Genomic DNA, 12,218 nt, shown 5'->3' with positions numbered 1-12,218 from the left:
CACGAATTGAGAGCATTTTTCTTATCACAATAACGTCAAAACCTGTTCAGGAATAATTTTGGGTGCAGGAATAAAAATTTGTTTATGGCGGTTGAGTTCGCCTTTTTCGATAATAATACTGCTTTTGGGGACTTTAAACAGTTTGCTTAGGAATTTAACTAAATGGGCGTTGGCTTGCCCATCAATGGGCGGAGCGGTAAGGGTAATTTTTAGCTCGTTGTCGTGTAAGCCAACAAGTTGGTCTTTACTTGCTTTCGGTTGCAGAAAAATCCGCAACCGAATTCCTTTCTCTGTTTGTTCGACGGCATTCATTAAGCAAGTTGCCATAAGATAGGGGCAATATCGTACATAACACGGTTGGCATAAAATAACAAAAATGCCAACAACATTGGGGAAAAATCAATCATTCCTGTATTCGGTAAAATACGGCGAATAGGATTAAGCAAAGGCTCAGTCAGTTGATAAAGGGTATATTGCAATGGATTTTGCCCACGATTAAACCAGCTCAAAATGGCTTGGATAAATAACACATAAATCACCGCTTCCCCGAGTGTGCGTAAGGTATGTAGCAAGCCAATAAAAAGATAAGCTTGTGGGCTTGCCGCAAGTTCTGCCGAACCCAATAAATCAATCAAAGGGTATTTTATTGTACCTAAAATAATACATAGCACTAATGCTGCGGTATTTAATCCTTTAACCGTAGGAAGAAATTTTTGTAAAGGCGCAACCACTGGTTGTGTAAATTTGACTAAGGTTTGCGAAAAAGGATTATAAAAATCCACACGGCTATATTGAAACCAAGTACGTAAAATTAAGACGAAACTAAACACATTAATTAATGTATAAACTAAAAATTGAAGGGAATTTAAACCCATTATTTCCTCCTTAAAAACTATAACCAGCCTTTACGTTTAAAATAAATATAAGGCGTAAGCGCAGCGACAATCATTAAGCCAATCGCCATTGGATAGCCATATTTTAAATGCAATTCTGGCATAAATTCAAAGTTCATTCCATAAGTTGATGCGACAAGTGTTGCAGGTAAAAACATTACCGAAACAACTGAGAAGAATTTCATAATCTTATTCTGTTCAATATTGATATAACCCATTGCCGCTTGCATTAAGAAATTTACTTTTTGGAATAAGGATTCATTATGCGGTTGGAGAGATTCAATATCGCGTAAAATATCACGAGCCTGTTCTAACTGATTGGCGGGCAAACGTGTTTTGCGCACTAAAAAGCTCAATGCACGTTGCGTATCCATCAAACATAAGCGCACTTTGGAACTGGCATCTTCTTGTTCCGTTAAGGTTGCCAATGCCTCATCAAACGCCTCACCTTGTTTTCCTTCTAAGATAACACGGCTTAATTTTTCTAAATCCGCATAGACGTTTTCAATAACATCAGCAAGTTGCTCGATTTTTGTCTCAAATAAATCTAATAACACTTCATAAGCATTACATTCAATTAAACGCTGGCTACGTGAACGCATTCGATATAAACGGAAAGCAGGAAGTTCACGATCACGTAGGGTGAATAAGCGTCCATCACGCAAGGTGAACGCCACGCTAGCCAAGTCAGCGTAATCATTTTCATCTTCACAATAGAAAAACGAGTGCAAATGTAAGCCATCTTCATCTTCAAAAAAACGTGCTGATGCCTCAATGTCTTCCAATTCGAGGAAGGATGCCAAACTTTGTCCTAAACCTTGTTGCAACATTTCACGTTCTTCGCCTGAGGGTTCGAGTAAATCAATCCAAATGGCGGCATTAAGATTTTCATCACCGTCATCTAGCCGAATTAAACGTGCATTTTCTAGTGCAAAAGCATTAATCATTTTGTCATACTCCTTGGGGGATTATGAACAAACCCGATGAACAAAAGAAAACTAAATAATCAACACAAAAGTGCGGTACAAAATTTTTGATTATTTAATTAAAGATACCTAATAATTGAGGTAATGAAACTTACCTGCGAAATCTCGCCGATAAGTGGAGGACGAGATTTAGATCAACGATAAATTGGGTATCGACTATGACTGTCCAAAGTGTGTGTCCTCTTGTTGCTAAATCGTGCGGAATGTTACGCTTCAATGGCGTATTCGTCAAGGGGATATGTAGGAAAAGAACGAGATCAAAGTGCGGTGAAAAAATGAAGAATTTTCCACCGCACTTGAAAGAAAGGTTATTTCACCACCGTAATCGTCCATTTCGCATCGCCAATTTGATCGAAATGGGTCACGTCATAACCTTCCTCTGCTGCCCAGTTGGGTATCGCCTCTGTGGCTTGAGTACAATCAAATTCAATTTCAATGCCATCACCAGCATTTAATTTTGCCATTGCCGCTTTGGCCTCTTCCAATGGAAATGGACAAACCAACCCTGCGGTTTCTAATTTTACGATCATCTTAATCTCCTTCTCTGTCAATGATGCTTATGCTGAAGCGTTCACCAACGCCAATTTACGCGGGCGAATAAATAAAATGTGTGCCATTGTCCATACGCCCAAAATGGTGAAAGCAAGGGCGATCCAACCTTTAGAACTCATCACCGCCGTCGCTGTTAAACCATTACCAATAGTACAACCACCCGCTAGTGATGCACCAACGCCCATCGAAAATCCACCTAGCACACCGTGATAAAGTGTTTTAGTATCGGGCAAGCGCCATCTAAACTCACGGCTTCCTTTTGCAGCAAGATAAGAACCGATAAAAATACCTATCACCAAAAACACGCCCCAATTTAACCGCTTTTCATCACCCGTTACTAAAAAATGAATCAGGTTTGCAGAAGGCGTGGTGATCCCCAATCCACCGGCTCGCCCCGTGCTTTCACTCGCTGGCCAAGCGACCAACGCAATAATGCCAATTGCTACCGCAGCAACAAAGGGGTGATAACGCTTTTCAAAGAGCCAATGGCGTAATCCTTGGTATTTTTGAGGTAAGGTTGCCACTTTATTTTTAGGACGTTTACTTAGCGTGCGCGAGATACCAAATACCACCGCGATCGCCAATAATCCCACTAACCACCAAACAGAAATCCCCAATTGAGCCGCAAGGTTATCATTCATTCTAGTATAGCGGGTGACACTGTTTTTAAACTCTACCAACACGCCATATTTCATCATTGCCGCGCTCAGCATATACATTGCCAACGCCAGCCAGCTTCCGATTAACCCTTCGCCTGCACGATACCACGTCCCCGTAGCACAACCACTAGCAAGCACAATGCCAATACCGAATAAGTAAGATCCCAAAACCGTGCCTAGCAAAGAAAAATCTTCGTAAGGCGATGAAACATAACCTAGCTCTACAAGCGTCAGCACCCCCACGCTTTGAATTAAAATCGCCAGTAAAAAGGCATAAAACATTTTGTTATTTTTCGCCGTGTACATATCACGAAAACCACCCGTCATACAAAAACGCGTACGCTGCAATACAAAGCCAAAAATAACACCGAGAATTCCTCCCGAAAAAATCGTCCAAAGCATAAACTTCTCCTCTCATTTCTTCATTAAGTGCAGGTATTATGAGAGAAATTTTTTATGGCTAGCCAATAATTAATTGAGAAGAGATATTTCTTTTAGTTATAAGAAATCGGTTTGCAAATTTTTGTATCGAATAGAAAATAATGGGAAGTAAGTAAAAATAAAGGAGAGGGCTATCCCTCTCCTCCGCTTGGCTGGCGTCGTTTGCCAATATTTTTCGTATCTTTATGGCGAAGTTTGGTTTTTTTCTGTTGTGCCGATTTTTTCTTTTCTGCACGTTTTTGTTTGATACGCGCTTTTTGTTTTTTGCTGACACTTTTTATTTCACCATCTTTCGGGGCTTTAGTGCGAGGTTCTAACCCTTCAATAAGGCGTGGTTTGAGTAGCTCTTCAGTATAACGTTTAATTTTGCCAAGTAGCTTATAATCGTGGGCTTCAACAAAAGACACGGCGACGCCTTTTTTACCTGCTCGAGCGGTGCGGCCAATACGGTGCAAATAGGTATCTGCGCTGTAAGGCAAATCCATATTCATCACGTGGCTGATGTCATCAATATCAATACCGCGTGCGGCAACATCGGTGGCAACTAGCACGGTAACTACGCCATTTTTGAGTTTATCAATAGCATTATTGCGTTGCGTTTGCGCCATTTCCCCTTCTAAATAGGTGCTACGAATACCGCGTTTACGCAAGGTATCTGAAAGCTCACGCACGGTTTCACGGCGACGAACGAAAATAATGCCTTTACTCACCTTTTCTTGTTCAATAAAACGGGCAAGCAATTTTACTTTATGTTCATCGCTATCTGCGTGATAGTACCACTGTTGAATCTTTTTGCGTTCACGGCGACTTGGTTCGGCATCAATCTGTACGGGATCATTGAGTAATCGCCCCGCAAAATCCCTCAATAGTTCACCTTCTAAAGTGGCTGAGAAGAGTAAAGTTTGTTTGCGCCAGCGCGTTTCCGCTGCAATTTTTTCCGCATCTTGCCCAAAGCCCATTTGCAACATTCGATCCGCTTCATCAAAAATCAGTATTTCTACGGAACGGCAATCAAAATTTTCTTCTTGAATATATTGCAATAAACGTCCGGGAGTGGCGACGACCAAATCTTGATTATCATTAAACACCTCACCGTGATTTTGATAAGCTACGCCACCGGTGATCGTAGTGATATCAAGAGAGGTAAATTGTGCCAATTGCTCCGCCTGTTCTGCCACTTGCATCGCTAATTCGCGGGTTGGCGTGAGAACCAACACCCTTGGCGTGCCTGGTTTACGACGTGGATTATCAAGCAAATGTTGCAATGCAGGTAATAAAAAAGCGGCAGTTTTTCCTGTGCCAGTTGGCGCTGAACCTAGCACATCTCGTTCCGCCATCGCTGCTGGAATGCTTTCTAACTGAATGGCAGTAGGGCGTTGATAGCCTTTTTTGGCTAAGGCTTTTAATAATTCAGGGGCGAGATCCAATTGTTCAAATTGTGCTAAGTTCATATTTCTTGTTACTATTAAGGAAAATTGTCGCGAATTATACCGCACTTTGCGTTTAAAGTGCGGTCAATTTTTAGGAAGTTTATGACAAAAGAAAATCAGGGCTTTACCTTTAAACAATTTCACGTAAATCATCATCGTTGTGCGATGAAAGTCGGGACAGACGGCATTTTGCTTGGGGCTTGGGCAGATATCCAAGAGGCTCAGACGCTGTTAGATCTTGGCACAGGCACAGGGTTGATCGCCTTAATGTTAGCCCAACGTACCGCGCAACATTGCCAGATTAGTGCCGTTGAGCGTGATCGCGCAACCGCAGAGCAGGCAAAAGAAAATATTGAGCATTCCCCTTGGGCGAAAAAAATGACCTTATATCATACAGATATTGCAACATTCGCACAAAATCCCCCACATCTTTTTGATTTGATCGTAGCCAATCCGCCCTATTTTTCCCCTGCACAAGATTGCAAAACACCCCAACGCAATCTTGCTCGTTATACACTTGAACAGAGCCATAATGATTGGCTAAATATCGCAGCACAATGCTTGAATGAACAGGGCAAAATCCAATTTATTCTTCCTTATGACGCAGGAAAAATCTTGCAAAAAAGCACCGCACTTTACTGTACAGAACAATGTGATGTGATCACCAAAATCGGCAAGCCCGCGCAACGCCTGTTGCTCACTTTCCGCAAACACCCCGCGCCAATGCAACATTCCCAACTGATTATTTATGACGAAAATAATCAATATCACCCTGATTTTGTGGAATTGACGAAGGCGTTTTATTTGAAGTTTTGAGAAAAATGGTAATGTGGTGTTAGAGAATGATATTCCTCTTCAAGAATAAACAAAAAGCCACACTAGGTGGCTTTTGGTTATTTGATGAAAATTACTCCGCAAATTCATCTAACATATCTAACGTTGGGACGAAGAAAAGTGTTCCTGTGCGGGTGCGGCTGAAATCAAGCAAGCGGTCATAATTACCAGCGGGGTTACCAATAAACATATTGTTTAGCATTGCTTGTACTGTGGTAAAGGTATTCGCGTAAGCAATAAAATAGGTTCCCACCTCGCCGTTTGCGGAGAATGGCATATTGTCGCGAATGACTTTGCGATCATCGCCCACATTGGCTAATGCGCTGTGGCTGTTGCTTGGCTTGCTATCATCGTCCATTTCAATGTCATCGGCTTTAGAACGACCAAATACTTTTTCTTGCTCATTTACAGGTAATGCACGCCACGCTTGCATATCGTGTACATATTTTTGTACGAACAAATAACTACCGCCTTGGTAAGTGGGATCTTCTTCACCGATGGTACCGAATAATATGCGTTCTTCTGGAGCGTGCGGATTTTCTGTGCCGTCCACAAAACCGAGAATACTACGCCCGTCCCAATAACGAAACCCTTGAATATCGACCACACATTTTGCCACATCGCGCAACACATCTGCGATATTTTGTGCAATATCAAAGCAATAACTTGGCTGATCGCAACGGATATGAAAATGTAAATCACCACGCGTTGCCACTGCAGTGTATTTTGATCCCTTTATTGGTTCAAAAGGGGCAAGTTCTTTCGGTAATGGTTTAGGTAAATCAAGGCGTAGCCACGCATCGTGTCCAATGCCCATCACCACGCTGGCTTTCGCATCGGGGAAACGTGTTTTTGCTGTATTATTTAAGTTACCCACTAAACCACAAAGCTGTTGGAATGCGGGTTTAATCTCGAGATTATCGTGAAAATTCCACACCATAAAAATGGTATTTTTATTTGGTTCATCAAGAACATTTTGTAAAGTCGCCATACTATTTCCTTCGTTAGAGGCACTTTAATAAGTGCGGTTGTTTTTTATTCCGTTTTTAAATATTGCAAGCCATTCACTTGCATCATTTTGCCTGCTGGCGCACCAATTGCATTTGGTAAGTTATGAATAAGTGAATTGGCAAAATCGCCAGTATATAATTTTGCCCCTTGGTGGGTAAGATTAGACTGGCAATCAATATATACTTTGCCGCCCATTTTACGCCATAAATAGCAAAAACCGTAATCTTCAGAAAGATAGCGGTGAGTCTGTGGATCAATCATTACATCAAAAAAACGATAATGTAGCCCTAAATCTTGATAGCCAATGCTATCTGGCACATATTGTAATTCGGGATAATACGCGATCATTTTCTCAAAGACTTCACGTTTTATGCACATAAATCCTGTTGGGGCTTCATCCATTTCCATAAAACCATCAGGTAAAATTTCTAATTGCACTTTATCGCCTTCTACACGTCCTGTATTTACCGTGTATCTTGTGCTGGCAGATTCAAATTCTTGCTTTGTCATTCCAGCAGGAATTTCACTTGGAAATTGTTCGTATTTTAGGGGATAAACTCCCGCGGCAATATCATAGTCCGAAAGTAGTAAACGCAAAGCCGCCTCAACAGAAAAGCCAATATCGGAGTCAATCCAAAATAAATGTGTCCACTGTTTATTCGCTAAAAATTCTGCGACAGCATTATTTCTTGCTCGTGTAATTAAACTTTCGCCACGCTGTAAAGAAATCTGTAAGTGCAAACCAAGGTTTGTTGCTGAGCTTGTCAAATTAAGTAATGAAATCACATAATTATGAAAATATTTCCCGTCGTGGCTTGGCGTCATAATAACGGGACGCATTGTTTTTAGTGCATCAAGGTTTAGCATTGGTTTTCCTTCTTATTCAATCAAACCAGATTTTACAAGAAAATTATATATACCGTCTTGTTCAATATGATCGGTAACGTGATTGGCGACGGCTTTTAAGGTATCGTGTCCGTTTCCCATTGCTACGCCAACGCCAACTGCACTGAGCATTTCGAGATCATTTAAGCCGTCTCCAAATGCCATAACATTTTCCATCGAAAAGCCAAGATGACGGGCAATCGCTTCTATTCCTCTCGCTTTTGAGCCTTCCGCATCAAAAATATCGACAGAATTTTCGTGCCAACGCACGGTTTTGAGATCGTCCAAAATATGTGCCTGCGCGACGAGTTCATCTTTGTCTTCTGCATAAAATGCTAACACTTGGTACACATCATTTTGTTGATAATAGGTTTTATCCACTTGATAATCTGTGGTGATTGGATCAAGGGCGTGTTTTAACATTGGCGTCATTTCAGAAACACGAATTTTATCATTAGAAACAAACGCATAGGCAATATGATGAAGATCAAAGAAATTCACTAGCCGTTGCACTTTTTCTGTTGGAATAGGGTGTTTTTCAATCACTTCTTCATTATGCACAGCAAATTGTCCGTTGGTTGTGACGAAAGTGTGAATCCCTTCTTGCGCCACCATTTCATTAATTTTAGCGGGAAAACTGCAACGTGCGCGCCCTGTTGCTATGCCGACTAAAATCCCGTTCGCGTGCAATTTTTGAATGGCAAGTCTGCCACTTTCTGGAAAATGAACTTTATTTTTTACAAATAAGGTTTCATCAATATCAAAAAAAACGGCTTTAATTTGCTTGCGATAGTTAGGTACGGTCATTTTTATCCTCTTTTACTAAATTTTGAGCAAATTTTACCATTTTTTGCGATCAAGATCGGAAAATTGATCAGAAAAAGTGTTTTTCTTAGAAAAATCAATTATAGTGGGTTCAACCAAAAGAGAAGTGCGGTGGAAAAATTGGTGAATTTTTTCGGTTTTCGTTGTGTCTTATGCCATCAAGTTTTATCGCAAGAGAAACAGGGTATATGCACAACTTGCAATAAAGCAATGAAACGTTACGTCTATTGTGGTTGTTGCGGAATGCCAACGCCAAGTTACGTTAAACATTGTGGACATTGCACAGCAACTCCTCCTCGCTGGGATCAAATTGTTATGGTTAGCAAATATGATCCACCTTTATCGAAATTAATTCAGCAATTTAAATTCCACCATCTCTTTTGGTTAGACAATCCCCTAGCACGCTTGCTTTTATTAGCGGTTTATGAGGCAAGGCGACAACATTCCCTTCACTTTCCAGAAGCCATTTTTCCTGTGCCACTGCACCATTTTCGCCAGTGGAAACGAGGCTATAATCAGGCTGATTTAATCGCCAAGCGTTTAGCAAAATGGTTAGCTATTCCTTGTCATTCATCATTTATTCAACGCATAAAACACACGCCCCCTCAGCTTGGTTTAAACGCTAAAGCGCGTAAACAAAATTTAAAACACGCCTTTAGGTTTGAAAACCAAACATTCAATTACCGCTCTATTGCATTGGTTGATGATGTGATCACCACTGGCTCAACCTTAAATGAAATCGCTCAACATTTTCGTCAATTAGGCGTGGAAAATATTCAAGTTTGGGGATTAGCGCGGGCTTTCCACACCGAGTAGTATCTTGTGTATAGAAAATACCGAATAAAAGAAAAGGTGGAAAAAAAATCTATCTAGGGGTATGATGCCTGACTATCTAGCTCAAGTATTACTGAGGAATAAATAATGCAACAAATTACGATTTCTGATGCGGCACAAGCTCATTTTCGCCGTTTATTAGATCAACAAGAAGAAGGCACGAATATTCGTATTTTTGTGGTTAATCCGGGAACACCAAGCGCGGAATGTGGGGTGTCTTACTGCCCGCCAAACAGTGTAGAAGCCACCGATACCGAAATGAAATACGATACCTTTTCCGCCTTTGTTGATGAGGTGAGCTTACCGTTTTTGGAAGACGCTGAAATTGATTATGTAACAGAAGAATTAGGCTCTCAGCTTACGCTCAAAGCACCCAATGCGAAAATGCGTAAAGTCGCAGATGATGCGCCTTTAATTGAGCGTGTAGAATATGTCATTCAAACCCAAATTAATCCGCAACTGGCAGGACACGGTGGGCATATTACGCTGATTGATTTAACCGAAGAGGGCTATGCTATTTTACAATTTGGCGGCGGTTGTAATGGTTGTTCAATGGTTGATGTTACCCTTAAAGATGGGGTTGAAAAACAATTAGTCAGTATGTTCCCTGATGAATTGAAAGGCGCTAAAGATGTAACCGAGCATCAACGCGGTGAACATTCTTATTATTAATCGTAAAACAAATAAAAAGGCACGAATTATTTCGTGCCTTTTTGTTATCACTCGAGATCAAAATTGATCGCACCAGAATAATTGAGTTGCCGCCACGCTTCATAAACCGCTACCGCAACAGAATTAGATAAATTCATACTGCGGCTATTTTCTGTCATTGGAATGCGAATTTTTTGTTCCATTGGCATTTCATCTAAAATCGCCATTGGAATACCACGGGTCTCTGGTCCAAACATTAAATAATCCCCAGCTTGAAACGAAACTTGGCTATGTGCTAAACGCCCTTTGGTTGTCATTGCAAATAAGCGTTTAGGCTGTTCTGTGGCAAGAAAATCCGCAAAGGTTTTGTGCTTTTTAATTTCGGCAAATTCGTGATAATCCAAGCCAGAACGGCGCAAACGTTTATCGTCCCAAGTAAAGCCAAGTGGCTCAATTAAATGCAAACGAAATCCCGTGTTAGCACATAGGCGAATAATATTTCCTGTATTTTGGGGAATTTCTGGCTCATATAAGACAATATCTAGCATCATTTTTTTCTCGTTCAATTTTCGTGTGCGAATTTTACCGCTGAATAATGAAAGATCAAAATAATAAAAAAAGCACCGCACTTTAATATAAAGCCCTCACAAGGAGGGCTTTATGTTAGGCAGAAACGTTTTTTGTTTTAAATACCGTGCAGAGCATCATCATTGCTAAGGTTGGCAATAACCACGTTAGGCCTTCCTGATGGAGCGGTATATGCGCTAATAGGTTCTGAATAAAGTGCGGTAATAATTCCATATTTTTTAGGCTATCAGTTACGCTAAATAAGGCAGTAATCCCCATAATAAAGTTGTACCCTGTGCGAGTAATGCCTAACTTATGACGTAATAACTGCATAACAACCAGCATAATGGCGATAGGATAAATTAATAACAATGCTGGAATAGTAACGCGTAATAACGTGTTCAATCCTGTTTCAGAAATAATAATGGTACAAATGGTAAATAGCACCACGAAGAAGGTGTAATTTAAACGAGGATGGAATTTTGAAAAATAATCCGCACAAGCACTGGTGACGCCGACAAGGGTTGTCAAGTTCGCTAACAGCACGATAGCACTCATAATCCAAGATCCTTCACGCCCAAATAACGCATTCACATATTGCGCAAACAGTTGTCCACCATTACTTGATGTTTGAGCCACTTGTTCACCCGTCGCGCCTAAATAGAAGAGACATAAGTAAAGTAAACTCAATAACACCACTGAGACAGCGCCCGCCGTCAGGGTATAACGTAAAATCGCGCGTTTATTTGAAACCCCTTTCACCGCTAATGCCCGTGCGACAATGCCGCCAAATGCCATTGCGGAAAGCACGTCCATTGTTTGATAGCCACCAATCAACCCCGTTGCAATCGCAGAATGATCTTTATAAGCCTGACTTGGTTCAACAATATCTGAAAGCGGCGCATTCACCACTTCAAACCCAACAATGGTTAATAGCACCAGTAATGCAGGCGCCATAAATTTACCAATACTAGAAATCATTGTACTGCGCCCTAGCATAAAACTCATTCCGATTAAGTTAAATACCGTCACAAAAATAATATGGGAATACTCACCAGACAATAAATTCAAGGGCTGCCACGCCATTTCATAAGCAACATTTGTGACTCTCGGCATTGCAAAGGTTGAGCCAATGACTAAATATAAAATTGTCCAGAACGCCACCTGAGCCCACTTAGGTAAATCGAGGGAAAGTTCTTCCCCACAGCCTTTTAAGGTTACGACAATTAAGGTAATAAAAGGCATAAGTACGCCTGTTAATAGAAACCCTAACGCCCCCCAAAACCACAGACTTCCAGCATAATATCCTTCCATTGGTGGAAAAATAATATTCCCAGCACCTAAGAAGAGAGAAAAAATCATCATTCCCAAAATCGCAACATCTTTTCCAGATAACATTTTATTAACCTCTTAAAACTCAGCATTTAATATTATATTAATGAATAATCAAAATGATTTTCCACTAGAAAATGGGAAGGTTATAGAGTTTTATGATTTTATTGTCAAGCGAGAGAAGGGATTTCTCAGGAATTCGCGTGGAGAATATTAAAATCACTTAAAAATAAGGGGAAAATTTTGACAAAATTTAAATATACAAGAAAAATAAAAAAGGAATGATGTTTAACCCTCATTCCTTTACTGAATAGAAAC

Annotated in this window: 14 protein-coding genes; 3 read left to right on the top strand and 11 right to left on the bottom strand. The window is 40.6% G+C overall.

What is annotated here, in order from left to right; all coding sequences use genetic code 11:
- Positions 1–24: 24 nt before the first annotated feature.
- From yggU to srmB, 6 genes are all read right to left on the bottom strand, one after another.
- Complete coding sequence (yggU, locus tag L4F92_RS00640; protein WP_250364520.1) at positions 25–312, bottom strand: DUF167 family protein YggU; 288 nt, start codon at positions 310–312, stop codon at positions 25–27.
- Complete coding sequence (locus tag L4F92_RS00635; RefSeq protein ID WP_250351296.1) at positions 312–875, bottom strand: YggT family protein; 564 nt, start codon at positions 873–875, stop codon at positions 312–314. Before L4F92_RS00635 ends, yggU begins: the two co-directional genes overlap by 1 nt.
- Positions 876–892: 17 nt before the next feature.
- Positions 893–1,840, bottom strand: a complete 948-nt coding sequence (gene corA / locus L4F92_RS00630; protein WP_250351295.1) for a magnesium/cobalt transporter CorA — start codon at positions 1,838–1,840, stop codon at positions 893–895.
- 347 nt (positions 1,841–2,187) lie between these two features.
- A complete protein-coding gene (locus L4F92_RS00625; protein WP_250363835.1) occupies positions 2,188–2,409 on the bottom strand; it encodes a sulfurtransferase TusA family protein in 222 nt (73 codons plus the stop codon).
- A gap of 27 nt (positions 2,410–2,436) precedes the next feature.
- Positions 2,437–3,492 (bottom strand): YeeE/YedE family protein, encoded by a 1,056-nt coding sequence (locus L4F92_RS00620; protein WP_250363834.1) that lies wholly within the window; start codon positions 3,490–3,492, stop codon positions 2,437–2,439.
- 170 nt (positions 3,493–3,662) lie between these two features.
- Positions 3,663–4,982: an ATP-dependent RNA helicase SrmB gene (gene srmB, locus L4F92_RS00615; RefSeq protein WP_250363833.1), complete on the bottom strand. Its 1,320-nt coding sequence runs from the start codon at positions 4,980–4,982 to the stop codon at positions 3,663–3,665.
- Between the two features lie 81 nt (positions 4,983–5,063).
- On the opposite strand from srmB, the gene L4F92_RS00610 reads away from it, so the two are divergent.
- On the top strand, positions 5,064–5,777 hold the full coding sequence (locus L4F92_RS00610) for a tRNA1(Val) (adenine(37)-N6)-methyltransferase (protein ID WP_250363832.1): 714 nt from the start codon (positions 5,064–5,066) through the stop codon (positions 5,775–5,777).
- 91 nt (positions 5,778–5,868) lie between these two features.
- On the opposite strand, the gene L4F92_RS00605 is transcribed toward L4F92_RS00610, so the two are convergent.
- The 3 genes from L4F92_RS00605 to L4F92_RS00595 are packed head-to-tail and all read right to left on the bottom strand — an operon-like array spanning position 5,869 to position 8,498.
- Positions 5,869–6,786: a Dyp-type peroxidase gene (locus L4F92_RS00605; RefSeq protein WP_250363831.1), complete on the bottom strand. Its 918-nt coding sequence runs from the start codon at positions 6,784–6,786 to the stop codon at positions 5,869–5,871.
- 44 nt (positions 6,787–6,830) lie between these two features.
- Positions 6,831–7,673, bottom strand: coding sequence for a hypothetical protein (locus L4F92_RS00600; protein WP_250363830.1), 843 nt, complete (start codon positions 7,671–7,673; stop codon positions 6,831–6,833).
- A 12-nt stretch (positions 7,674–7,685) separates the two neighbouring features.
- Entirely contained in the window at positions 7,686–8,498 is an 813-nt protein-coding gene (locus L4F92_RS00595) for a Cof-type HAD-IIB family hydrolase (RefSeq protein WP_250363829.1), read from the bottom strand.
- A gap of 141 nt (positions 8,499–8,639) precedes the next feature.
- On the opposite strand from L4F92_RS00595, the gene L4F92_RS00590 reads away from it, so the two are divergent.
- Entirely contained in the window at positions 8,640–9,332 is a 693-nt protein-coding gene (locus tag L4F92_RS00590; RefSeq protein WP_250364519.1) for an amidophosphoribosyltransferase, read from the top strand.
- 105 nt (positions 9,333–9,437) lie between these two features.
- Complete coding sequence (nfuA, locus tag L4F92_RS00585) at positions 9,438–10,022, top strand: Fe-S biogenesis protein NfuA (protein ID WP_250363828.1); 585 nt, start codon at positions 9,438–9,440, stop codon at positions 10,020–10,022.
- Positions 10,023–10,069: 47 nt separating this feature from the next.
- Here the strand turns inward: nfuA and trmL are convergent, their stop codons facing one another.
- Both trmL and brnQ read right to left on the bottom strand, forming a co-directional pair.
- Entirely contained in the window at positions 10,070–10,549 is a 480-nt protein-coding gene (trmL, locus tag L4F92_RS00580) for a tRNA (uridine(34)/cytosine(34)/5-carboxymethylaminomethyluridine(34)-2'-O)-methyltransferase TrmL (protein ID WP_250364518.1), read from the bottom strand.
- A gap of 115 nt (positions 10,550–10,664) precedes the next feature.
- The gene (gene brnQ / locus L4F92_RS00575; protein WP_250363827.1) at positions 10,665–11,966 is read right to left on the bottom strand and encodes a branched-chain amino acid transport system II carrier protein; all 1,302 of its coding nucleotides are present in this window, start codon (positions 11,964–11,966) and stop codon (positions 10,665–10,667) included.
- Positions 11,967–12,218: the final 252 nt, after the last annotated feature.

Source organism: Avibacterium sp. 21-595 (genome assembly GCF_023611905.1).
Classification (GTDB): Bacteria; Pseudomonadota; Gammaproteobacteria; order Enterobacterales; family Pasteurellaceae; genus Avibacterium.
Note: the sequence above shows the minus strand (reverse complement) of the source record. Positions and strands in the feature narration are given on the sequence as shown.

Coding starts and splice junctions, on each gene's coding strand:
- L4F92_RS00600 (WP_250363830.1), bottom strand. CDS start 7,673: ATGCTAAACCTTGATGCACTAAAAACAATGCGTCCCGTTATTATGACG.
- brnQ (WP_250363827.1), bottom strand. CDS start 11,966: ATGTTATCTGGAAAAGATGTTGCGATTTTGGGAATGATGATTTTTTCT.
- yggU (WP_250364520.1), bottom strand. CDS start 312: ATGAATGCCGTCGAACAAACAGAGAAAGGAATTCGGTTGCGGATTTTT.
- L4F92_RS00625 (WP_250363835.1), bottom strand. CDS start 2,409: ATGATCGTAAAATTAGAAACCGCAGGGTTGGTTTGTCCATTTCCATTG.
- corA (WP_250351295.1), bottom strand. CDS start 1,840: ATGATTAATGCTTTTGCACTAGAAAATGCACGTTTAATTCGGCTAGAT.
- L4F92_RS00595 (WP_250363829.1), bottom strand. CDS start 8,498: ATGACCGTACCTAACTATCGCAAGCAAATTAAAGCCGTTTTTTTTGAT.
- L4F92_RS00605 (WP_250363831.1), bottom strand. CDS start 6,786: ATGGCGACTTTACAAAATGTTCTTGATGAACCAAATAAAAATACCATT.
- L4F92_RS00635 (WP_250351296.1), bottom strand. CDS start 875: ATGGGTTTAAATTCCCTTCAATTTTTAGTTTATACATTAATTAATGTG.
- trmL (WP_250364518.1), bottom strand. CDS start 10,549: ATGCTAGATATTGTCTTATATGAGCCAGAAATTCCCCAAAATACAGGA.
- L4F92_RS00610 (WP_250363832.1), top strand. CDS start 5,064: ATGACAAAAGAAAATCAGGGCTTTACCTTTAAACAATTTCACGTAAAT.
- L4F92_RS00620 (WP_250363834.1), bottom strand. CDS start 3,492: ATGCTTTGGACGATTTTTTCGGGAGGAATTCTCGGTGTTATTTTTGGC.
- srmB (WP_250363833.1), bottom strand. CDS start 4,982: ATGAACTTAGCACAATTTGAACAATTGGATCTCGCCCCTGAATTATTA.
- nfuA (WP_250363828.1), top strand. CDS start 9,438: ATGCAACAAATTACGATTTCTGATGCGGCACAAGCTCATTTTCGCCGT.